Source organism: Chryseobacterium taiwanense, from assembly GCF_000813825.1.
GTDB lineage: Bacteria > Bacteroidota > Bacteroidia > Flavobacteriales > Weeksellaceae > Chryseobacterium > Chryseobacterium taiwanense.
Window position 1 is genome coordinate 1 of sequence record NZ_JWTA01000002.1, and the last position, 23,733, is coordinate 23,733.

At 34.4% G+C, this 23,733-nt stretch carries 22 protein-coding genes; 6 read left to right on the plus strand and 16 right to left on the minus strand.

The window, feature by feature from the left end:
• Positions 1–46: 46 nt before the first annotated feature.
• The 11 genes from RM51_RS01930 to RM51_RS01980 form a co-directional block, all read right to left on the minus strand.
• The gene (locus RM51_RS01930; protein WP_185094990.1) at positions 47–349 is read right to left on the minus strand and encodes a GNAT family N-acetyltransferase; all 303 of its coding nucleotides are present in this window, start codon (positions 347–349) and stop codon (positions 47–49) included.
• Position 350: 1 nt separating this feature from the next.
• Positions 351–749 (minus strand): OsmC family protein, encoded by a 399-nt coding sequence (locus tag RM51_RS01935; protein WP_039364596.1) that lies wholly within the window; start codon positions 747–749, stop codon positions 351–353.
• Positions 749–967, minus strand: coding sequence for a (4Fe-4S)-binding protein (locus RM51_RS01940; protein ID WP_039364597.1), 219 nt, complete (start codon positions 965–967; stop codon positions 749–751). The genes RM51_RS01935 and RM51_RS01940 overlap by 1 nt, the downstream gene beginning before the upstream one ends.
• 1 nt (position 968) lies before the next feature.
• Complete coding sequence (locus RM51_RS01945) at positions 969–1,547, minus strand: TMEM175 family protein (protein WP_039364599.1); 579 nt, start codon at positions 1,545–1,547, stop codon at positions 969–971.
• The gene (locus tag RM51_RS01950) at positions 1,544–2,080 is read right to left on the minus strand and encodes an NADPH-dependent FMN reductase (protein WP_039364870.1); all 537 of its coding nucleotides are present in this window, start codon (positions 2,078–2,080) and stop codon (positions 1,544–1,546) included. Before RM51_RS01950 ends, RM51_RS01945 begins: the two co-directional genes overlap by 4 nt.
• A gap of 12 nt (positions 2,081–2,092) precedes the next feature.
• Positions 2,093–2,995 (minus strand): pirin family protein, encoded by a 903-nt coding sequence (locus RM51_RS01955; protein ID WP_039364601.1) that lies wholly within the window; start codon positions 2,993–2,995, stop codon positions 2,093–2,095.
• Between the two features lie 426 nt (positions 2,996–3,421).
• Positions 3,422–4,297, minus strand: a complete 876-nt coding sequence (locus RM51_RS01960) for a pirin family protein (RefSeq protein WP_039364603.1) — start codon at positions 4,295–4,297, stop codon at positions 3,422–3,424.
• Between the two features lie 77 nt (positions 4,298–4,374).
• The gene (locus RM51_RS01965) at positions 4,375–5,778 is read right to left on the minus strand and encodes a DHA2 family efflux MFS transporter permease subunit (protein ID WP_039364871.1); all 1,404 of its coding nucleotides are present in this window, start codon (positions 5,776–5,778) and stop codon (positions 4,375–4,377) included.
• A 159-nt stretch (positions 5,779–5,937) separates the two neighbouring features.
• Positions 5,938–6,750: a hypothetical protein gene (locus RM51_RS01970; protein WP_039364605.1), complete on the minus strand. Its 813-nt coding sequence runs from the start codon at positions 6,748–6,750 to the stop codon at positions 5,938–5,940.
• 210 nt (positions 6,751–6,960) lie between these two features.
• Positions 6,961–8,634 (minus strand): asparagine synthase B, encoded by a 1,674-nt coding sequence (asnB, locus tag RM51_RS01975; protein WP_039364608.1) that lies wholly within the window; start codon positions 8,632–8,634, stop codon positions 6,961–6,963.
• Positions 8,635–8,951: 317 nt separating this feature from the next.
• A complete protein-coding gene (locus tag RM51_RS01980) occupies positions 8,952–10,616 on the minus strand; it encodes a GLPGLI family protein (RefSeq protein WP_039364610.1) in 1,665 nt (554 codons plus the stop codon).
• 125 nt (positions 10,617–10,741) lie between these two features.
• Here RM51_RS01980 and RM51_RS01985 point away from each other — a divergent pair, with 125 nt between their 5' ends.
• The gene (locus tag RM51_RS01985; protein WP_039364612.1) at positions 10,742–11,683 is read left to right on the plus strand and encodes a hypothetical protein; all 942 of its coding nucleotides are present in this window, start codon (positions 10,742–10,744) and stop codon (positions 11,681–11,683) included.
• 25 nt (positions 11,684–11,708) lie between these two features.
• On the opposite strand, the gene RM51_RS01990 is transcribed toward RM51_RS01985, so the two are convergent.
• Positions 11,709–12,914: an RsmB/NOP family class I SAM-dependent RNA methyltransferase gene (locus RM51_RS01990; RefSeq protein ID WP_039364614.1), complete on the minus strand. Its 1,206-nt coding sequence runs from the start codon at positions 12,912–12,914 to the stop codon at positions 11,709–11,711.
• A 186-nt stretch (positions 12,915–13,100) separates the two neighbouring features.
• Here RM51_RS01990 and RM51_RS01995 point away from each other — a divergent pair, with 186 nt between their 5' ends.
• On the plus strand, positions 13,101–13,433 hold the full coding sequence (locus tag RM51_RS01995) for a zinc ribbon domain-containing protein YjdM (protein WP_039364616.1): 333 nt from the start codon (positions 13,101–13,103) through the stop codon (positions 13,431–13,433).
• Positions 13,434–13,645: 212 nt separating this feature from the next.
• On the opposite strand, the gene RM51_RS02000 is transcribed toward RM51_RS01995, so the two are convergent.
• On the minus strand, positions 13,646–14,581 hold the full coding sequence (locus RM51_RS02000) for a sulfate/molybdate ABC transporter ATP-binding protein (protein WP_039364618.1): 936 nt from the start codon (positions 14,579–14,581) through the stop codon (positions 13,646–13,648).
• Positions 14,582–14,662: 81 nt separating this feature from the next.
• On the opposite strand from RM51_RS02000, the gene RM51_RS02005 reads away from it, so the two are divergent.
• Complete coding sequence (locus RM51_RS02005) at positions 14,663–15,322, plus strand: YceI family protein (protein ID WP_039364872.1); 660 nt, start codon at positions 14,663–14,665, stop codon at positions 15,320–15,322.
• A 130-nt stretch (positions 15,323–15,452) separates the two neighbouring features.
• The gene (pheS, locus tag RM51_RS02010; protein WP_039364620.1) at positions 15,453–16,463 is read left to right on the plus strand and encodes a phenylalanine--tRNA ligase subunit alpha; all 1,011 of its coding nucleotides are present in this window, start codon (positions 15,453–15,455) and stop codon (positions 16,461–16,463) included.
• A gap of 103 nt (positions 16,464–16,566) precedes the next feature.
• Here the strand turns inward: pheS and RM51_RS02015 are convergent, their stop codons facing one another.
• Together RM51_RS02015 and RM51_RS02025 are read right to left on the minus strand one after the other, a co-directional pair.
• Complete coding sequence (locus RM51_RS02015) at positions 16,567–18,996, minus strand: DUF5916 domain-containing protein (protein WP_039364873.1); 2,430 nt, start codon at positions 18,994–18,996, stop codon at positions 16,567–16,569.
• A 187-nt stretch (positions 18,997–19,183) separates the two neighbouring features.
• Complete coding sequence (locus RM51_RS02025; RefSeq protein WP_039364624.1) at positions 19,184–19,954, minus strand: DUF3108 domain-containing protein; 771 nt, start codon at positions 19,952–19,954, stop codon at positions 19,184–19,186.
• A 153-nt stretch (positions 19,955–20,107) separates the two neighbouring features.
• Here RM51_RS02025 and RM51_RS02030 point away from each other — a divergent pair, with 153 nt between their 5' ends.
• A complete protein-coding gene (locus RM51_RS02030; protein ID WP_039364626.1) occupies positions 20,108–21,163 on the plus strand; it encodes an NAD(P)/FAD-dependent oxidoreductase in 1,056 nt (351 codons plus the stop codon).
• A gap of 12 nt (positions 21,164–21,175) precedes the next feature.
• Positions 21,176–21,505, plus strand: coding sequence for a 2Fe-2S iron-sulfur cluster-binding family protein (locus tag RM51_RS02035; protein WP_039364628.1), 330 nt, complete (start codon positions 21,176–21,178; stop codon positions 21,503–21,505).
• Positions 21,506–21,569: 64 nt separating this feature from the next.
• Here the strand turns inward: RM51_RS02035 and RM51_RS02040 are convergent, their stop codons facing one another.
• The gene (locus tag RM51_RS02040; protein ID WP_039364629.1) at positions 21,570–23,723 is read right to left on the minus strand and encodes a prolyl oligopeptidase family serine peptidase; all 2,154 of its coding nucleotides are present in this window, start codon (positions 23,721–23,723) and stop codon (positions 21,570–21,572) included.
• Positions 23,724–23,733: the final 10 nt, after the last annotated feature.

Here is a 23,733-nt window from a genome sequence, read left to right on the forward strand (position 1 = left end):
AGATTGCAATCTGAAAGGTTTCTGTATCTTTTTAAAATTTAAAAATTTACTGCGCTGGAGTCTGATTTACTAAAACATCCTGAAGCTCCTCGTGTTTCTGGAAGCTGGCTTTTGCAAAAGGACAAAGCGGAATAATGGTTTTTCCATTTTTTCTTGCGAATTCTACAGCTGCCAGAAGCATTTCTTTGCCAACACCTTTTCCGTTGTAAGCTTCTTCTACTTCAGTATGATCTATAATAAATCTCTCTTCTCCTGCCCAAGTGTACGTCATAAGCCCAGCATGGTTTCCGTCTATGAATGCTTCAAAATTTCCGTGTTTTTCGTCGTTGTTTTGTTTTACTTCAATCATATTATGAGAATTTAGTTAGTATTTCGATATCGTTTGTTAATATTTTATGGACAGGACAGGCATCTGCAATGGTGTGAAGTCTTTTTAGCTGTTCATCATCAAGATCGGTTCCTTCAAAAGTGATGTCTCTTTTGAAAACAGCTCTTTTGGTTAAAGGAAAGTTTTCCAATTCTACTTCTACATTTATTTTTTCAACATCCCATTCTTTTCTTTCAATATACATTCTTAGAGTAGCTGCGGTACAGCTTGCCAAAGACGTAGCTAGTATTTCGAATGGATTGAAGCCTTTATTTTGTCCACCTTTATCCACAGGTTCATCGGTGATCAATGTATTTTCACCAGCGACAACTTCTGTATAATATTTTTCTTTTCCTAAACTTGCTTTTACGGTGATTGCCATTATTTTTCTGTATTGAATTGATAACTTAATGCTCCGGAAGGACAGTGATCGATTTGATTCTGGAGCTCCTGAACCGATGCATTTTCTGCTTTTATCCAAGGGCGATCCTTGGGATTGTACACTTTGGGCAGCATTTTTACACAAACTGTGGAGTGAATACACTTTTGGGGTTGCCAAATAACAGTAAGGTTGCCATTAATATACTCGTGCTTTTCCATATTAGTCTTTGTTTAATGATTTTTCAATTCTTCTGTCCGGAATCAGCCACATCAAAGCCGTAAAATAATAAAACCCTATTGCAATATAAGGATAATAAAATGAAGTTACGATTCCGAGAGCATATAAAACAATGGAAGCATATTCTTTAATTTTAGAAGAAATGGCTTCTTTCAGTTGGGAACCTTCACCATCAGACTTGATAATTGTGTTTTCCAGAATTGTATAGGCTACGGCACACATTACCAATGTAATCCCATAAGTAGCCACTGGATTTTCTGCAAAACGGGTTGATCCGATCCATTCTGTTGCAATAGGCATTAAAGAAAGCCAGAACAGAAGATGAAGATTAGCCCAAAGAACTTTTCCGTTGATCCTTTTTACGGTTTGAAACAAATGATGATGGTTATTCCAATAGATTCCGACATAGATAAAACTGAAAATATAGGCTAAAAACTTAGGAAGAAGAGGTTTGAGGTCATTCCAGCTGTTACCTTCAGGAACTTTCAGTTCAAGAACCATGATCGTGATAATAATCGCTAAAACCCCATCGCTAAAAGCTTCCAGTCTTCCTTTTGTCATGAGTTTCCGATTTGAGTTTTAAAACTTTCAATTTTGGTTTTCAAGTCATTTAGCATTTCAGGATTGATCACTCCTCTCTCCAAATCAAAATTTTCGTAAAACTTCGAAAGAGAAAAGGTTTCTTTAATGTCTGCTCCAAAATTTGGAAAAAATGTTTTCGCGGTATTCATAACATTTCCACCACCATAACCACCTGGAGAAGTTGACATCAAAAACATGGGTTTATTTTGAAAAACTTTTACATTAATTCTGGAAGCCCAATCAAAAACGTTTTTAAACGCAGCACTGTACGATCTGTTGTGCTCTGCCAAAGAACAGATGATTACATCGCATTCTTCAATTGCTTTTAAAAAGTTGTGCGCTTCATCCGGAAAACCTTTCTTTTCGCGATCTACAGAAAAAACAGGCATATCAAAATTGTTGAGATCAATTAAATTGATATCCTCATTCTGAAAATCTTTCAGAACAAATTTTACCAGTTCTCTATTGATGGAAGTGGAAGAAGTGCTTCCTGCAAATGCTAATATTTTCATCATTTATATTTCTTAAGGTTTTCTGTTTAAAATTGCTTTCGGAAGCGGAACATATTCTTCTTCATCACCCGGAACTAAAGGAAAGGCCTCGTGATTTTGGTCATGCCAGTTTACTTTAGCTTCGTCTATGAGTTCTTTATTTGAATTTACAAAATTCCAGAATATAAAACGTTCTTCATCGAAAGGTTCCCCTCCGAAAAGATAAACCGTTCCGTTTTCGCTCATTTCAAATTCGCATAATTTCGTGTCTTTAGCAATCATTAATTGTTTTGAACCGTAAGAATTTCCATCCGTAGTCACCGTTCCGTCTAAAACATACATGGCTGCTTCACCGTAAAGATCTTTTCCAATGCTGATTTTTTTTGCCTCTTTTGTTTTGATCTCAATAAAAAATAATTTACTGTGAACCGGAACCGGAGATGTTCTTCCGAATGCTTCTCCTGCGATCAATTTATACTGAATTCCATCTTCTTCCCAAACCGGAATATCTTCTGCTTCGATATGATGGAACGTAGGTTCAGATTGTTCCAGATGTTTTGGTAATCCTACCCAGATTTGGAAACCGTGAAGTTTTTTATCAGAATGTCTTAGATATTCCGGAGTTCTTTCTGAGTGTACAACACCTTTTCCTGCCGTCATCCAGTTTACCGCTCCCGGTTTTATTTCTAAAGCACTTCCGATACTGTCTCTGTGAAAGATAGATCCTTCCAGAAGATAAGTTAAAGTTGAAAGTCCGATATGCGGATGCGGAGGAACGTCAAGATTTTGATAATCCTTTAATTCAGAGGGTCCCATATGATCGATAAATACGAAAGGTCCCACTGCTCTTTTCTCACGGAAAGGTAAAAGTCTTCCAACTAAAAAGTTTCCTATATCTGCTGATTTTTCTTCAATGATAAGTCCTATGTTTGACATGATGTGTAATGAGGTTTTTATATTTTGTTTAAACGAATGTAGTGATTTTTCTAATGTTTATGGTGTTTTGAAGCTTTTTTGCTATTATGAAATCCGGATTGAAGCTGATCTTTAATGAATTTAATTTCAATCTTAATTCTTCATACCTATAAAATTTTATTTTTATGAATGGTCTTTGATCATGTATGAATTTAAACCATTAAGATGTCTTAAGATTTTTAGAATATTAAGTGGAGCTTTGCTTTAAAGGATTTCGCTCGCAAAAAATCTTTGATTTTTTCTTAATTAACTTAGTAACTTAATATATCTTAATGGTTCAAATAAATATTTAATGCTAAGAACAATCTTTCCTTTTTTTTCAGAATGATAATATATAAAGTTAAGAAAAAAAGAAATAAATGAGTTTTAAGTTTAGTTTAATTCTTATTAGTCAGCTAAATACCCGAATTTTCCTAAATTATAATCTTCAAAAGCCTGTATGATTTCTTCTCTTGAATTCATCACAAAAGGACCATGAGGATAGATTGGTTCGTTTAGAGGCTGTCCGCTTATGATTAATACAATAGCATCTTCAGTAGCTTCAATCGTGAAATTTTCACCTTCATTTTTGAAGAGCGCTAAGTGGTCTGTTTTTACTTTTTCTTCTCCATTTACCAAAATACTTCCTTCAATCACTAAAGCTGCCGTGTTGAAATTTGCAGGGAAATCAAATGCTGCTTTTCCTCCTTTTTTCAGTTTTGCATTCATCATATGTACCGGGCTGAAAGTCGTTGCAGGCCCTTTTTCATCTTTATAGCTTCCTGCAATAATTTCTACCAATCCGTTTTCTCCAAGATCAACGTTTTTCATCTCTGAGTTTTTAATGGACTGATATTTAGGATTGCTCATTTTATCTTTTGAAGGAAGGTTTACCCAAAGCTGAACCATTTGGAAAATACCACCTTCTTTTGCCCAGTCCGTTTCATGGTATTCTTTGTGAAGAACTCCTTTCGCAGCAGTCATCCATTGTACGTCTCCCTGACCAATGATTCCACCACCACCTGCACTGTCGTGATGTTGTACTTTCCCTTGATAAGCTATGGTTACGGTTTCAAAACCTCTGTGAGGATGTACACCTACACCTCTTGGATTTTCAGTTCCGTTGAAATGAAATTTTGAATTATAATCAAGCATAATGAAAGGATCCATTCTTTTCATATCCATTCCGCTTACTCCGGGAATAAAATTATGAACTCTAAAACCGTCACCTACAAAATGGGCAGGTTTTGGAGCTACTACCATTTCTACTTTTTTAGTTGCCATATTATTGTAATTTATATAGCAAAGGTAGGGTAGTGAAAGATCAGATGCATTGATCTGTGGTAAGTAGTATAATCCTTCTAATCCTCCTTAGATTTCATGTTTTTTCCATCTGAAATATGAAGTCTTCTGAAAACAAATCCTGAAATAATCGTGAGGATTCCTACGGTAAGGAACGTGTATCGGAATGCATTGTGAATTTCGCCCTTGATGAGGTCTGTGTTTTCAAATATTTTTAAAACAATTAATCCAAAAGCAATTCCAAAACCGATTGCCAATTGTTGGTTTACGGATAATAATGAATTTCCGCTACTGGTCTGGAAGTTTCTTAAATCAGCAATAGAAATGGTATTCATGGAAGTAAACTGAATAGAATTGAAAAATCCTAAGACGGAAATAATGGGAATGAACCAGTATAAAGAAGTATTAATGTTTGGGATGGCAAGTAAACAAATTAATGTTCCAATGATAAAAGTATTGATCATTAAGGTTTGTCTATACCCGAATTTATCTAATATTTTAATGACATACGATTTTCCAAACATAGCGGTGATTGCCATGGGTGCAATGATCCATCCGGAAGTAACGGCCGATTGTTTGTAGGCAATCTGAATCATTAACGGTAATAATAAAGGAACAGAGCTGATTCCTAATCTTGTTGCAAGGTTTCCAATGATTCCTACACGGAACGTTCGCACCTGAAATAAATTTAATGGGAAAATAGGGCTTTCATCTCTTTTGGCATGTCTGTAATAATAGTACATAAAAAGAAAGCCCAAAATAAAGACAACCAAAACCGGTGTTGTATTTTGCATATCACCAAAGAGTTCCAGTGAAATGGAAAGCAGGAGAGAGGCTGCTGCAAAAATTAAAAATCCTTTCAGATCAAAGTCTACATCTTTTGAGGTGTAGTTGGGCATGAATTTAAGTCCTAAAACAATTCCCAGTACTCCGATTGGAATGTTAATTAAAAAGATCCAGTGCCATGAAAGGTAATCTACCATATATCCACCAACTAAAGGTCCTAAAACCGGTCCTATAAGTGCAGGAATGATGGCGAAGTTCATAGCTTTTAATAATTCGTTTTTATCGAAAGTTTTAATTAAAGCTAATTTTCCAACGGGCGTCATAAGACTTCCTCCAACTCCCTGAATCACTCGTGAAATAACGAGGTGAGTAAGGTTTTGTGATAAAGCACAAAATAAAGATCCTAAACTGAAAAGTACTAATGAAAAAATGAATACTTTCTTGGTCCCGAATCTGTCAGCTAAAAATCCACTAGCAGGCATAAAAACAGCCAATGTTAAAACATAACTGATGATGGCGTTTTGCATGTTGAGCGGAGATTCTTGAAGATCTTTTGCAATGGAAGGTAAGGAAGTATTTAAAATGGTGGAATCCAGCATCTGCATGAAAATTGCGGTGGCAAGAATCAGGGGTAGGATTTTTTTTATTGAATTGGGCTGCGAAATTACTTCTGACATTTTTTTAGATTTAGATTTCTCTGCGATAGGAATTTTCACCATTGTAGTATGAAAAATTTCCGACGCGATAACCTACTGTATGAATACAAGCTGTTACTTAGATAAAGAAATCCATATAAAATTAAAAAAGTCTTGCGAGATTTCACAAGACTTTTTGATTTATTTTCTAGGTTTTTCTACTCCTTTCCACTCGTCACCAGCTTTTCTGTACTGGCTTAAAATGTAAGTTTTGAAATCTTTTGTTTTATACTCTATATTATCAGTGTTTTGCTCGAATGGCATAATGTAATAATAGTCAGTGTCCGTTTTATCAGTTTTAGTTCCTTTTTTTACAGATGGAACGTATTTTGAAAATTTATAGTTCGGAAGATATTGTCTCAGTCTTGTGTAGAACGCTTTATCTTCTTTTTCGTTAGGAATAATGTCTACAATATTGAAATCATCCTTTTTCTTGTCAATCCAAAGATAATATGTTACCTCTTCCTTTGTTTTTTTGTTTAATGAATTGAAAGCAAATAATTCTTTCGGTACCAGTTCCTTGATTTTTTCAGGGTCAACTTTTGTGAAGTATTCACCTTGAGAAGGATCTACATACGTTTCAAGATTGTACATCAATACAGAATTGTTCTCAAAGTTTTTATTCTTGAAATATTGGTTAAGAGATAATTCCGCAGTAGCTCTCAGTTCTTTTCCTCTTGCATCTAATTTTTTAGTAGGATTCTGAGGATTTACTTTTTTTACAAATTCATAAAGAACTGCAGGTTTCACATCTTTAAGGTGCGGATATGTTTTAAGGTACTCAGCTTTTGCCAGCCAGTAATATTGTTGATAGTAATCATCTTTTTCGTTGTCTTTTACGGTTTTATACGCTAAAGCAAGTTTCTTTGAGTTTAAATATTTGGCAAATTTACCTTGTCCAAAAGCAAAACTCATGGATAATAAAGCAAAAAAGATAGTAATGTTTCTTTTCATTTTCTTATAATTGAATTTTCGATTTCCAAATATAATTATTTATTATATATTATTTTTGATTAACGGTTAAAATCTGACAATATTATTAACGTAAATTCAAAAGAAAATCCTGTATTGCTACAGGATTGATAAATTTTTATTGTAAAGCTGAAAATTGTAAGTCAAAAATTAGGTTAATTTAACTCATCCTTAACAACTTATCATTCATCACTATTTGTCGTATGATGTTTCATGTACCTTTACAGCTCTTCCGCTTGGATCGTTCATTTTCTTGAAAGCTTCATCCCATTCCAATGCAATAGGAGTAGAGCAAGCTACTGATGGAACAGAAGGTACTGTTGCAGCGGCAGTTTCACTTGGGAAATGCTCTTCAAAAATCGTTCTGTAGCGATATTCTTCCTTGTTTTGAGGAGTGTTTAAAGGAAATCTGAATTTTGCATTAATCATCATTTCATCGGTGACTTCCTTTTCAGCGATTTCTTTTAAAGTATCGATCCATGAATAACCCACTCCGTCAGAAAACTGTTCTTTTTGTCTCCATACAATCGATTCAGGAAGAATGTCTTCGAAAGCTTTTCTTAATACCCATTTTTCGATTTTACCTTCGGCTGTACTGATCATTTTATCTTTAGGATTAATGGTCATGGCAATATCCATAAATTCTTTATCCAGAAAAGGAACACGGCCTTCAATTCCCCAACTCATCAACGCTTTGTTGGCTCTCAAACAATCATACAAATGAAGCTTTCCTAATTTTCTTACCGTTTCATCATGGAATTCTTTCGCATTCGGAGCTTTGTGGAAATACAAATATCCACCGAATAGCTCATCTGAACCTTCTCCGGAAAGCACCATTTTGATTCCCATCGATTTAATAACCCTTGCCAAAAGATACATCGGAGTAGAAGCTCTTATTGTCGTAACATCATAAGTTTCCAAATGATAAATCACATCGCGAATAGCATCCAATCCCTCCTGAATGGTAAAATTAACCTCATGGTGAACGGAACCGATATGTTCGGCTGCTTTTTTTGCCGCGGCGAGATCCGGAGATCCTACTAATCCTATTGCAAAACTGTGCAATCTCGGATACCAAGCTTCCTGAGTATCTCCACTTTCAACTCTCTGTCTTGCAAATTTTGCTGTAATTGCAGAAATTACAGAAGAATCAAGTCCGCCGGAAAGTAAAACTCCGTACGGTACATCACTCATCAGTTGTCTGTGAACAGCATCTTCAAGCCCTTTTCTTAATGTTGCAATATCAGTTTCGTTGTCTTTTACGGCGTCGTAACTTTCCCAGTCTCTTTTGTACCATTGCTGAAGATCACTTCCGTCTTTGCTGTACACAAAATGTCCGGGAAGAAAAGTTTCAATGGTTTTACAAACTCCTTCTAATGCTTTTAATTCTGAGGCTACGTAATAGTTTCCGTTTTTATCCCAACCGTGATACAATGGGCAGATTCCCATATGATCTCTGGCGATTAGATAAACATTGTTTTCAATATCATATAGAGAAAAGGCAAAAATTCCGTTTAATTTTTCCAGAAAATCCTTTCCGTATTTTTTATAAAGCGCTAAGATAACCTCACAGTCTGACTGAGTCTGAAATTCATAATCAGGAAATTCTTTTTTCAGTTCCTGATGATTGTAAATCTCACCGTTCACAGCTAAAACAATATTACCATCTTTGCTGAATAATGGTTGTTTTCCTGAAGTTGGATCTACAATAGCCAATCTTTCGTGAGAGAAAATTATTTTATCATTTTGAAATACACCGCTCCAATCGGGACCTCTGTGGCGGATTTTTTTAGACATTTCCAAAACTTGAGGTCTTAATATTTCTGTTTTTTGTTTGGCGTTAAACAAACATACAATTCCACACATTTTTTATAATTTTTTTATATGTGACAAATGTATAAGGCTTGTGTAAAAATAACAAATAAAAAAGTATAATTGATTTATTATTTATTTTTTTTAATATGTTTTAGTTTAAAATTTTCTATATAAATAAAATTTTGTTTTATTTTAAAGGAAAATTTTAATTCGGGGTTGTTATTATTTACGAAATAAAAACTAAAAAAAAATTAATCTATGATAATTAATTTGACATTTTTTTGTCGTTTATTTGTTCTTCGAAATAATTTTTTTTCATCATTTGTGTTTTTACCTTCTTGCAGGAACTCCTGCAAGAAGGTTTTTTTTTATTCATTTCCTAGTAAAACCCCTGAAACGTTCCATGAACTGAAGCTTGTTCCTTCTGTTGATCCTTGAGGAATTTTTACCTGAATGGTATGTTTTCCGGCTTTTAAATCTCCAAGCGGAATGAAGTTAGGATTGGTAACGGTTCCGGGACACCAGTTTGATCTGCTTAAATCGGAAGAAGAAAGTCCATCTGCGAAATTTCCGGATGCAGGATTATAGAGACGGTAAGATCCGCAATCTGATCTCCATGGTACAAAAGAGAAGGTTGCTTTTCCGTCTAGGAAGATAGAGTTGGCTTTAGGAACAAATTCGTCCCCGTTTTCCCAACCGCCATGACCGGTGGTAATGTATCTCAACTGAGCATTTTTCAAATCTTTTTTCAAGGTAAATTCTACAAACAATCCTTTATTCTGATTGAACATCGTGGAATAATCCTGTCCTGCCATTTCCATAATGTTTAATGTATTAAACAAAGGAATTACCGTGTTGTTTTTATATATTGTCTGGTCGCTTTTGTGAATGGTGATTTCCATACTCACTTTGTGACCACCTTTATCATAATTCCCGATAAATATTCCGATCCATAATTCTTTTTCCGATAAAGATGGCTTCAATTCGGTTATATCCTGACGATAAGGACTGATGGTTTGCCAATTTTTATCTTTCAGCTGAATGTGATTGAATTTATTGATTCCGAAAGCTGTAAAAAATCTCATCATCTCAACAGCCGGATTGTAATTTTCCGTAGCAGCTACTCCAAAATACTGTTTCCCGTTTCCGTTGTCATAAACGGGAAGGGTTTTTGCTCCCTTTTCTAAACCATCGAAGAATGTTTGAGATTTATCCTGAGGAATAAAAAATACAGTTCCGGTTCTGTCGTAAGCGTCTCCGTTTGATTGTTGCTTTAATTCAACAAAAATATTTTCTCCTTCAGTGATTTTTGGAAACTTAATTTTTTTAAGAATGATGGTTCCGTTTGCAAATCGTTTTACGTTTTCATTAGATTTTGAGGCGTCGGAAAAGTTGATGATTTCATTATCAAAAACTTTTAAAATAGTGAATCTGCTTTTCCAAAGGAGATCTTTGTAGCCTAACTGATCTGTAGAATTAATCGAACCTTTAATAATATTGTCGATATCGGTTTTCTTAACTTTTTTAATGGAGCTTGCCGTGATCAAAGAGTTTTTATTTCTTTCGATTTCTAAAACAAAGCCAAGATTTTGTCCGATTGTTGAAGGTCCTCCCTGAATTTTTAAATCATTGGTATACCAAACTTCAATCGTGTTTGAGTTGATTTTCGTAACTGCTTTTTTACAAGTGTAACCTAAGATTTTCTTGGTTTCATTGGTGAATTCAAAAGTCTGTTTTCCTACAGATTCTGCATCGGAAGCTGAAATGGTCTCGTTGGGTTTTAAAAATGCGTAAGAAACAACTGTATTTGAAGGCTTTTCAACCTTGGTAAGTTCAAACGGGAAATCTGCTTTTTGCTCTCGGATTTTATTGTTCAAGATGAAATTTTCCTTTTCATTTGCCCAAACTAACGTTGAAGGCTGTTCTGTCAATACTTTCCCGTTATAAGAACTGGTATATTGCACTTCATAAGTTTGTGCAAAAGCAAGACCACATAAAAAGGTGAAAAAACTTAATAAAATTCTTTGATACATAATTAAAGCTGGTTTTTTACAAAGATAATTTTTAATTTATATTAAGAATATTCTTTATGAATTTTATATCTCTATTAGTATGAAATAATTTTAGAAATGTTACGTTCAAACAAAAAATAATAACCTTGACTCGAATTTTTCTTCTTTTTATATTTCTGCTATTTTCGGAAATTCTGACTGCTCATAAGCCTAAAGTTAAAGTTGCAAACTTTGGAAATGTGAAAACCTTTTATATTTCAGAATTCAACTTTGGTTCTAAAACAGTTTCTTCTGAAGAATTGAAAATGGAAATTTTTGGTAAACTTTCCCAGCGTATAGCAGAGAAATATGCTTATAATGACACAATTCTTATAGAAAGAATGACAATGCCTTATTATAATACTAAAGATTTTTTCATTATTGAGAATGAAAATTCTGCACATAAATTACCATGGTTGAATAATGGTTTTGTTGCAAAAAGCAATAAAAGAGGATTGGCGATTCGGATTATGAGTTCAAAAATAGAGGTTAAAACGGTTTTAAAATGTGTTGAATACGCAATTTTAAATCAGAAAAAATTAAATCGACATCTTATTACTGTAAATTTTCAGTATAATTTAAATGATAAAATACCTTTAGAAGTAAGCCCTGATGATTTTATTAATGAAATTATTGCTAAACCTTCAGGATTGGTTGGAGAATTGATGAATACTGAAATTTTATTGCTTAAAGATCAGCAAATCATACAATGGAAAAATGATGAGTTTGTTTTTGGTATAAATACTGAAGGGTTGAAAGATGATAATTTATATAAATCACTTTATTCCTCTCATAGAATTCATGATTTTTTATATTATATCGAATCCTATTATTCAGATTATTTTTTAATATTTAAAGACACTAAAACTTTTACTTTCTTTAATGGATTACGGGAAAATACTGTAGAGAATCTTAAGGTGGAAACTCAAAGTTGGGAACCTTTTCAACTAATAAAGGAAAAAATTGGAAGTAGAATAATTTTCTATGATACTCGTGATTATTTCTATTTATATCATGTAAACAAAAAACTACTCCAAAAAATAGAGTAGTTTATATATTGTATTTTCGATTATTTTAAGAAACTCTTTCGATCAGAGCCATATAGAATCCGTCATAGCCTTCACTTGGCATTACTTTTTCGTCTTTGATCATTTTGAAGTTCGGATTGTTTTTGATGAATTCGTCAACCTGCAAATTGTTTTCAGAAGGTAAGATCGAACAAGTAGCGTACACCATTTTTCCTCCTTTTTTAAGGATTTTAGAATAATCCTGAAGAATCTGCTGTTGTTCTTTTTTGATTCTGTCGATAAAATCCTGATCAATTTTCCATTTGCTGTCCGGATTTCTTTTCAATACCCCAAGTCCAGAACATGGAGCGTCAATCAGCAATCTGTCTGCTTTTTCATGAAGTCTCTTGATTACTTTATTATCAGAAATCATACGTGTTTCGATGTTGTGAGCTCCTGCTCTTTTTGCACGACGCTTCAATTCTGCCAATTTCCAGTCGAAGATATCTAAAGCAATGATTTGTCCTTTATTTTGCATTAAAGCAGCTAAGTGAAGTGTTTTTCCACCTGCACCTGCACAAGCATCAACAACTCTTTGTCCTTCTTTTACATCAAGGAAGTATCCGATTTTTTGTGAAGAAGCATCCTGAACCTCAAACAATCCTTCTTTAAAAGCTGTGGTAAGGAAAACATTCTTTTTCTCCTCAAGCTGAACAGCATCAGGATAATTTTTGATAGGATAAGAAACGATATTCTCATCGGAAAGATCAGAAATAAGCTCTTTTGGTGTCGTTCTCAAAGAGTTTGCTCTTAAAACGGTAGGAGCCTGCTCGTTCAAAGCATGCATCTCTTTTTCCCATTTTTCACCTAATTCTTTTTCTAATGTTTCAGCCAACCAATCAGGAATAGAGTGTTCTATTGCTTTTGTAGGAACGGTGTTCTTTTTAAGTTTGGTTAAAATATCAGCAATTTTGATCCCATCGAATTCTTCAAACTTTTTATAGTTGGTTTTGCTCCAAAGAAGATAAGCAATGATCAGTTTGTAAACATTATTAGGTTTTACGCCTTCCCCCATATAGTATTCCAAACGTTTTTTCCAACGGATGATATTATAGAAAATTTCAGAAACAACGGCTCTGTCCTGGCTTCCCCATTTTTTATGGGCTTTTAAAAGTCTTTCGATTACTTTATCGGCGTATTTATTTTTCTCGAAAAATGTTTCCTGTAAAGCATCGTGAATTCCGATGGCTAAGTTTCTGTGAATAAGTTCCATAAAATTGGGTTCTGCTATTTTGAATCTGCAAAAATACGAAAAATTTAAATTTTATTAGGTTATAAATTATAAGTTATAAATTATGAGTGGGTTTCAGTCCTATTTTAAATTTCAAATGTGGCGAACTTATAACTTATAATTTTTAACTCATAACTCAAAAACCCTACCTTTGCAAAAATTAAAAATATGAGTGATACTGTACTTTGTCCGAAATGTAGCTCAGAGTTTACGTATGAGCAGGATGGTTTGATGGTTTGTAGCCAGTGTTTCCATGAATGGGATCCTGCAGAAGCCGGAAATGATGATAAAATCTTAGACATTAACGGCAACGAACTACAAAATGGTGATTCGGTGATCGTAATGAAAGATCTTCCGGTAAAAGGAGCACCAAAACCTGTAAAAGCGGGAACTAAAGTGAAAAATATCCGTCTGAGACCAGACAGTGATCATAATATTGACTGTAAAATTGATGGTTTCGGCGCGATGGCTTTAAAATCAGAATTTGTGAAAAAGGCATAAAAAAAAGGAAAAAATTGGATAGGGTAATCTTTCAAAGATTCATTGCAGGATTGCTAATTTTATCTTTAAGGCAGAAAGAGAATTAACCAAAAGTTTCCTTATGCTGTGGAAGTACAAATGTAAGAAAAGTTTAAATTCAATTCTTGCATTTGTATTTTTTTTATTAAAATTTTAACAGTATAAGTGTAAGGAAATGTGAAGGTTGGGTTGATTTAAATGAAAGATATTTTGATAGAACTGTTTAGGCTTTTATCTGTATATAAGACAATCTCTTTGTTTTTTGCCTTTATTTTATTCCAATAAAAATTTCCGGCAAATCTACTTTCCAACACTTCTGCTTCGATACCGTTTTCAGAAATGCTGATTTCTTTCGGATAATAAGAGAATTTCTTTAGATCAAAATCGGCAACTTCTGTTTCGTTAAAAATATTCACTTCTCCAAAAAGCTTGGCAACATAAGCATTATACGGATTTTTAAATGTGTCTTCCGGATTATCATTTTGAATTAATCGTCCGTTTTGAAGCACAATGATCTGATCCAGCCAAGGAATAATATCCTGAAGCTCATGGGTGGAAATAATTAAGGAGATTTTATTTTGTTTTACATAAGAAAAAAGTCTTTCACGAAGTTCAATTTTTCTTGGGAAATCCAGATTACTGAAAGGCTCATCTAAGATCAAAAGTTTGGGCATAACGGAAAGAGCTCTTGCAATAGCGACTCTTTGTTGTTGCCCGCCACTTAGATATTTTGGTAAAACATTCGCATATTCTGATAGTCCGACTACTTCTAGAAGTTCTGTAACTGTTTCTTTTTTCTGGGCTAAATTAATATTAGAAATAAACTTTCCTACATTTTCAGAAACAGTAGCGTAAGGCATTAAGTCAAAATTCTGAGCGACAAATTTCATTTCGGCTTCTCCGGGAACAAGATTTCCTTTAGGACCCATTAGTTTTTCTCCATCAAAAATAATCTCTCCGCTTTCCCAATCCAAAAGACCATAGATCAAACTCAGTAAGGTTGATTTTCCGCATCCGCTTTCTCCTGCCAATGCAATTATTTTACCGGCTTCAAATTTCAGATTAAGGTTCTGAAACAGAGGTTTTTCTTTTGTATGTGAGAAGTATAAATTGTTTATTTCTAATAGCATAGTACAAATGTAATGAAATGATATGTTTGAAGGAGCAAAGATTTTTTATTATATTAGCTGTGGTAATGAAAATTTATGAAAATGAAAAAAAAGCTGTTTTTATTGGCGATTCCCACCTTTCTTGTTGCTGCTGTTGCTGTTTCTTGTAACAAGGAGAAACCATTGACGAGTGAAAGCAATGAAATTGTAACCACTAAAGATGGTAATCAGTTTATTCTCGACACCCTGAACAGTAGAGTAGAATGGAAAGGATATAAAATTTTAAAATCTGAAAGCACCAGTCATTTCGGAACGATAAAATTTGAAAGCGGAGATGTTACAGTAAAAGACGAAAAGCTTGAAAGTGGAAAATTTGTGGCGGATATGAACTCTTTAACGTCTGTTGATTTGAAAGATGATGCAGAGCAGCTGGAGAAATTAAACGGGCATCTGAAAAGTGGTGACTTTTTTGAAGTTGAAAAATTTCCTACCGCTTCTTATGAAATCACAAAGATTACTCCATTAGCAGAAGGAGATTATAATACGCTTTTGGATGGTAATTTGACCATTAAAGGAATTACAAAATCTATTGCCTTTAAAGCGAATGTGTCATTAAAGGATGGAGTAGTAAGTATAGCCACTGAGCCTAAAGATATACCGAGAGAAGAATTTGGAGTAAAGTTTCAGGCACCTGCTGAAAACGGGGTGATTAAAGATGAGGTCACATTGCAGATTAATGTGAAAGCTTTAGAAAAAAAATAATTTTTTTATTAAGATAAAATAAGTGATTATAGTCTGCCCCTGAAAAGAGGCAGATTTTTTTTAACAGTTTAAGGAAAATTATTCCGTTGAAAAATCGTATTTTTGCAAAACATTTTGAAAGGGTAAAACAATGATAGAAAAGATAGAAGAATTACTAGTTGAAGTAAACAGCTTCAGTACCACATCAAAAGAAGAAATTGAAAACTTCCGAATTAAGTACAATGGTAAAAAAGGAATTCTGAACGATTTTTTTGAAAAATTTAAAGAAGTTCCGAACGACCAAAAGAAAGAATTTGGACAAAAGATCAATACGCTTAAGAACGCGGTTAATGTAAAGTTGGAGGATTTAAAAAATTCTTCCGCATCTTCTATTATCTTAGAGAAAGAGGATTTAACAAGACCGGCTTTCCCATTAGATTTAGGTTCAAGACACCCAATCAACTTGGTGAAAAATAGAATTATTGAAATCTTTAAATCGATCGGTTTTGCTGTTGCAGACGGACCGGAAATTGAAGATGATTGGCATAACTTTACCGCATTGAACCTACCGGAATATCATCCGGCAAGAGATATGCAGGATACGTTCTTTATCGAACAGAATCCTGATATTTTGTTGAGAACGCACACTTCTTCGGTTCAGATCCGTTATATGGAAGAAAATCAGCCGCCGATCAGAATTTTGTCTCCGGGAAGAGTATTCCGTAATGAAGCGGTTTCTTCACGTTCGCACTGTATTTTCCATCAGATTGAAGGGTTATATATTGATGAGAATGTAAGCTTTGCAGATTTAAAGCAGACGATCCAGTTCTTTACCACTGAGCTTTTTGGAAAATCGAAAATCAGATTGAGACCTTCTTATTTCCCTTTCACAGAGCCAAGTGCTGAAATTGATGTATATTGGGGATTGAATTCTGAAACTGATTACAGAATTACAAAAGGAACGGGATGGTTGGAAATCATGGGTTGCGGAATGGTAGATCCTGCCGTTTTGAAAAACGTAAACATTGATGCTGATAAATATTCAGGATACGCTTTCGGAATGGGTATTGAAAGAATTGTAATGCTTCTTTACCAAATGAGCGACATCAGAATGTTCTTTGAAAATGATATCAGAACGTTGGAACAGTTTAAAACATTATAAAAAATCAACCCTCCGAAATTTTCGGAGGGTTTTTGTTTTTAATTACTGACCTAAGAAACAAAACGTAATTAAAAACTGTATTCATAAAAAATTACTTCGGTTATTAGCTTTTTACATTCTTTTTCTTCGTCCAGCCTTTCACGCGATTATAATCTAAAAAGTAGGTAAGCTTTAATGAAAAGTTATTTACGGTAGGCTCACTGAAAAGCATGTCATAATTCTTTGTCATATTCAATCTTGACATTTCGAGATAATTTGAAGTTGCATTTCTGTACAATAAAGTCAGTTGACTTCCCGGAGCAAACCACCATGAAAACCTTAGATCAACATTCCATGCGTTGTACGTTCCGTTTAGATTTTTGTTAAAAAGATCGGTTTCTGCCAAACTTCCATCCTGATTTAAAGTATAAAACTGTTTGTAGGTAACGTCAGAAAAATAATGTCTGAACGTTAAGGTAAGAGCAGTTTTTTCATTGAATGTATATTTTGAGGTTAAGGCATTTTCGTAGGTGTTTCTTTGTCTTCTTCCAATGAAAATATCGGTGTCGCTTTTCCCTGTAAAACCGGTTTCGTTATTACTGAAACTTGGATTAAAACTCCAGTTTACATTGAATCTGTCTGAAAATCGATAACGAAGCCCAAAGTTGGTAAATACCTGGTTTCTTCCTTTTTCGTCAAACGCGTAATAATCTATCGTGAAATTATATTGCAGTTTTTTTCGGCTGTCACTTTCAAACCAAACCCAAGAATCAAAATATCCGGGAACTTTAAGATGTCTTCCGAAGGTACGAGGCTCATAAATATCATTCTGACCAAAAGGGGTAAACTCAATTCCCCCACCGAAATTTCTGAAGTTCTTATCGGTAAAGCTGTTATTGTGATTGAAAACAAAATTCTGGAAGATAAAAGGTTCTAATCTATGATAATAATTCAGGTTAAAATTTAAATATATATTGTTGAATGTTTTGGTAGGCTGCAAAATTCTGTAACCGTACCAAGCATTATAATTTGCGAAGTTTGTTTTTGTTGAAAATCCTACATCATTAATATCCCAGTCTTTTGTCGTCAAATTCCCATTAAGGCTGAAACGATGTTTTCCTGATATTTTTTCCAGCCCGGCTTCAGCTTTTGTTCCGAATTTTGTTCCTTCATCCATTACCCAGCTTCCTTTCACACTTCCGAAGGTTTTATACGTGTTTTTCTTATTGTTCAGATCCCAAAGAAGCCCTGTTGCATTCGCATCCCTGAAATTTCCGTCTCTCGTAACATTTGTGTTGATTAATGATACGGATGAATTTCCGTTAAATCTTTGGTCAAAAACCAATACGTTATAATTCGTCCACGGTTCTACTACTTCCTTTCTGGTTTCTCCGGTTTCAAGGTTAAGGATAGATGCTTCCATTTTCTGAGTGACTCCATTGAAAAAGCCGATTCCCAATCCTTTTTTTGTTCTTCCTGAAATTTTAAAAGCATTAAATAATTTTACTTTTGCAGGATATTCGGTGACTTCTTCATGGTCATTGATTGCCGGATAATGTGACGGTTCTCCGCCAACTCTTCTTGAGTAAAACATTCCTCCTTTGCTGAATAATTCGGTTCCTTCCGTAAAGAAAGTTCTTTGCTCAGAAAACTGCTGTTCAAAAGGGGTTAGATTTAAGATTGAATTATCAAAATTAGCCTGTCCAAAATCCGGAATCAGGGTCATATCAAAAGTGAAGGCATCATTAATTCCATATTTTACATCCATTCCACCGTTGAAGCTTGAAGTGGTTTTTCCGTCAAAACTATTCACATACGTAGAAAAATAAGGGGTGAAAGACAATCGGGTAGGAGGATTGATGTTTTCAATTCCTTGTAAAACTCCGTCAAAAAGAGTGTAAGAATTCTTGGCATTGTCTACGAAATTCCAGTCATAAGATGCTTTAATTCTCTGAATTCTTCGGAATATATTCATACCCCATTCCTGAACATTATTTTTGGGAAACCTGAGTTCCGAATAAGGAATTTTTATTTCTACCGCCCAACCTTTCTCATTAATTTTTGCGCCACTGTACCAAATCGAGTTCCAGGTATCGTCTTCACCATCTGTAGTAAGTTTTGCATCGTACTGAACACCTGCAGCGGTCACTACAAATTCTAAACTCTGCTGCTTATCATTATAACCGTTCAAAGCTACGCCAAAGAAATCATCATTGTTGATCCCATCTCTTTCCGTCAGTTCTTTAGCAATTTTATTGGGAGTGGGATCATACATTTGCGCTCCGAAATAAATACCAGTATCATCATATAAAATTCTGACTTCAGTTTTTATAGAATCTGCTTGTGGTTTTCCGTTATTGGGATTTCGTTCAATAAAATTGGTGGCAATGGGAGCATTTTGCCATACTGCATCATCTAAAATCCCATCAATCTTTGGGGAAGATGAGGTTTTTGCGATGAGCATTTTCTTTCTTACAATAGCTTCGTCTTCCTTTTTCTGGGAATATATGAAACAGGAAAATAATAAGAGTGTAAAGAGCAATTTGGTTTTCATGATGTTCTTAGGCTTATACATTCATGACAACCGATATTGAAAATGTATTACATCACTCAGGAAATAAAAATGAAAAATTTTCATTTTATTCAATTAGAAAAGGTAAATGTTGTTGAGGGAGAATTAAAACTGGTTTCGGCTGCCCTTTGGGCAGCCGAAACCAGTTTTATATCAAAAATTGACGCTGTTATTTTACAAACTTTAAAGGGTATTTTACATTTTTAAAATCATCAATACTTGCCTTTAAAGAACCAACCGCCAACTCCGCTTTTAAGAGCATAGGAATATGGTTGTAGTCATTAGAAACCCACATCGTTACTCCTTCTTTCTCTTTAAAAACTCTTCCGCTTTTTACAGATGGAATAATTTTTAGACAGTTTATAGTTCCGAATTTTGTTTTTAAATTTTCTGTACCTACTACTTTTAACTGAAAGGGAAACATCTCATCATCAATCCAGACATTCATGTTGATGATGGTACCTGTCTTTAATTCGGTAGGACTTTTACTTCTTAAATAATAAAAACAGGAAAGCATATCCTGAACTCCTTTCACTGATTTTATGACTTTAGAACCGTTTGCAGGTGTTTTTTTATCAGTTAAAATCAAAGTGTTATTATCATGATTGAAAGTGGTTTCAAAATGCTGACGATAGCTTCCTTCTTTTACGTTTCTTACATAGAAACTGGGTAATCCCGTATGGATATTTATATAACTTTCGTATAAATCATCTACTTTGAAAAAAGCTCTTACAGCACCTGTTGTTTGTCCTGTTCCTTTTACGTAAAGATGAGGTACTCCTTTGTAGTTGATATTTTGAGCAGTAAGATTTGCACTTCCTGCATTCAGAAACCCGTAATGAATTCTAAGTGTGATGGATTCACCGTTCGCAATATTGTCTATTTGAGCAAAACTCAGAGAGAATATAAATATCGCAATAAGGTTTAAAATTTTCTTCATGGTTAGACATTTACAAAAAGGTTGCCAAATTTTTAGCCCTGTTTTTCTTATTATTTGACAAATCTCAGTTTTTTATTTAGAATGAATTAAATATGCTTCGCATTAAAATTAGTAAATTTGCAGCTACAAGTATAATTAAATTATCTTATAATTATGATAACTACCGATATATTGATCATAGGAGCAGGACCAACGGGGCTTTTTGCTGTATTTGAAGCAGGATTATTAAAAATGAAGTGTCACATCATTGATGCACTTCCTCAACCAGGAGGACAATTGGCAGAGCTTTATCCTAAAAAACCTATTTTCGATATTCCGGGGTATCCGTCTGTAAATGCAGGTGAATTAGTAGATAACTTGATGGAGCAGATCAAGCAGTTTCAACCAGGATTTACATTAGGCGAAACAGCGGTTTCTTACACTAAAGTAGATGATGAGTGGTTTGAAGTGGTGACTAATAAAGGAACTGTTCACAGAGCTAAAGCTATTGCTATTGCAGGAGGTTTGGGAACTTTTGAGCCTAGAAAGCCAACAATGGATAATGTTGCAGACTATGAAGAAAAAGGTCTTGAATATTTCGTAAAAGAACCTGAACATTTCAGAAATAAAAGAGTAGTGATTGCCGGAGGAGGAGATTCTGCACTTGACTGGAGTGTTTTCTTATCTAATGTTGCAAGTGAAGTTACATTGATCCACAGAAGAAATGAGTTCCGTGGTGCTTTAGATTCTGTAGAAAAAGTTCAGGATTTAAAAAATCAAGGAAAAATTAAATTGATCACTCCTGCTGAAGTTACAGCGATTAAGGGGGACGGAAAAGTTGAAGCGATCACGGTTGCTGTAGATGGACAAGATCCTTATGATATTGAAACAGATTACTTTATCCCATTATTCGGTTTAACTCCAAAATTAGGGGAAATCGGAAACTGGGGATTAAATATCGAGAAAAATGCAATCGTTGTAAATAATGCATTAGATTATCAGACGAACATCGATGGTATTTACGCAATCGGTGATATTAACACATATCCTGGGAAACTGAAGTTGATTCTTTGTGGTTTCCATGAAGCGACTTTGATGTGTCAAAGTGTTTATAACAGACTGAATCCGGGTAAAAAATTCGTATTGAAATATACAACAGTAAGTGGAGTAGATGGTTTCGACGGAAGTAGAAAAGAAGCAGAGAAGGCTGTTGTGAAAAAAATTGACTAATTTTGCAAAATTATGTCAGATATTAATATAAAAATCACCGACAGAGAAGGTGTAACTCACGATATTGTAGCTCCTACGGATATGTCCATGAACTTAATGGAAATTATCCGTTCATATGAATTGGCAGAAGAGGGAACGATCGGAGTTTGCGGAGGAATGGCAATGTGTGCTTCTTGTCAGGTATATGTAATAAACGATCCAGGATTGGTTGAAATGGGTGCTGAAGAAGATGCAATGTTAGCTGAAGCATTCCATGTGGAAAGCAACAGTAGATTGGGTTGCCAGTTGCATATGGTTCCTGAAATGGAAGGACTGGAAGTGGAAATTGCTCCTTATCCTTAGAAGAATTTTTAATTTAAAATAAACAAAACCTCCTGAAGAAAATCTTCAGGAGGTTTTGTTTATCTTATTTTTTAGAAGGCTGAAAATCAGGATGTCCAACCTGCCACAATGCAAAAGCAAAAATATCTGCATATTCTTTAAAAATAACATCATAATCGCTGGTAAAGTGACCGTTATCATAATTTGCATAAAGTAAAACCGGTTTTCCGGAAGCTGAATTGTTTTGTAAAGCTGCTGCAAATTTACCAGGCATCCAAGGAACCACTCTGGAATCGTTCATTCCTACACGTACGATTACTGCAGGATATTTTACTCCTTTTTTTACCTTACTTTGAGCATCCATTTCAATCAGATGCTTTGTATCTTCTTCATTTTTTAATGTTCCAATTTCCGGGATTTGGTTGGGCCCATTTGCAGTGATTTCTGTTCTTAAAGCATTAGTCAAACCAACTTCAGGAATGGCTACTGCATAAAGATCCGGTCTTGCAGTGATCGCTCTTCCGATAAGAATTCCGCCTGCGCTTACTCCGTTTCCGATTAATTTTGAAGGAGACGTATATTTTTGATTGACCAGATATTCTGAACAGGCAATGAAATCTTTCCAGGTATTGGGTTTTGTTGCTTTCATTCCCGCTTCATGCCATCTTTCCCCTTTTTCTCCACCACCTCTTACGTGAGCTACAGCAAGGATAACACCTTGTTCCAACAATACGGAAAGTCTTGCTGAAAAACGAGGCTCGTAAGAAAAACCGTAACCGCCATATCCTGTAATATATGCAGGATTACTACCATCCATTTTCATGTTTTTAGGATAAATGATAGAAAGAGGTACCATTACACCGTCATGGCTTTTCACTTCAATTTCTTTTACCGTGTAAAGTGCATTGTAATCAGGATAATTTGTTTCGGAATTAAGGTATTTGCTTTTTACAATATCTCCTTTTTCCGGATTGTATTCATAAGTGGTTAATGGAGTCAGCCAATTGACATTATTACAAAATATATTGTCATTTTCTCTTTGGTTAAGAGATAATGAGCTGTTGACTCCGGTTGGAAAATCAACCTTTTTCCCTACCAGTGTATTGATATTTACCTGATATTTATCTCTCACGATACCGTCTCCTAAAGAATAATAAAGGTAATTTTTAGAATTATGAATGCTGATAATTACTTTGTCTTTGCTCTCGGGAACAACCACTTTTGCATTGTTTAAATCAGGTTTTGAAAGGCTTGTAAGCGTTATTTTGTAATTCGGAGTATCTTTATGGGTAAGCAGGAAAAGCTTGTCGCCAGAAATGAATACATCGGTAATATCATCCGAAGGTTTTATAATCTGTCTCCATTTTACTTTTTTATTCTTTAATTCTGAATAAGGGGCAACAAAAATCGGACTTTCTGATTTTACAGAACTTAATCTCAGAACAATATATTTATAGTCATCGGTAAAATAAACACTTGTGAATTGCTCTGTTAAAGCATTCAGTTCCGGATATTCTTCTCTTGAAGCCAATATTTTATCGGTTTTTGTATCCATTCCGATTACATGAAGCATCGCTTTCATATCTTTTAAAAGCATATTGCTGTCGGGATCCGAAGTACTCATTTTAGTGTAAAGGATTCCTTTATCATCCTGTGTGAATTCAAAACCAAATTCACTCCAGATAGGCCCGATTTCATCCTTTAACAGTTGGTGAGTCGTGAGATCTAAAATCCTCAAATTACAAATTTCACCACCGGATTTTGAAAACAAAATAGCAATTTTTTTTGCTTTAGAATCAATAGCGAAATTGGTGATCTGAGTGTCTTTTCCAAGGGTTTCAGGGTCGAAAATTAATGTTTCTTTTCCTGAAGAAAGGTCTCTTGAATATAATTTAGAAAGATTTTCGTTTTTCTTGGTTTTTGTATAGAAATACGTGTTTTGTCTTTGAAATATAGCATCGAAAGAATCACCGTTCATTTCCTGTACTTCCTTCATACGTTTGTATAAATCTTCACGATGAGGGATTGTATTAATGATGCTATGACTAAAATCCGATTGAGATTTGAACCATTTTTCTACTTCAGGGTTTTTAAGATCTTCCAGCCATCTGTATTGGTCTGTGATTTTGGTTCCGAAATAATCATCTACAACCGCTTTTTCAGGGGTTACAGGGTAATTGTACTGCGCAGAAATGATTTGACTTAAAAAGAGTCCTGCTGCCAGAAAAATATTTTTCATTATTATATTT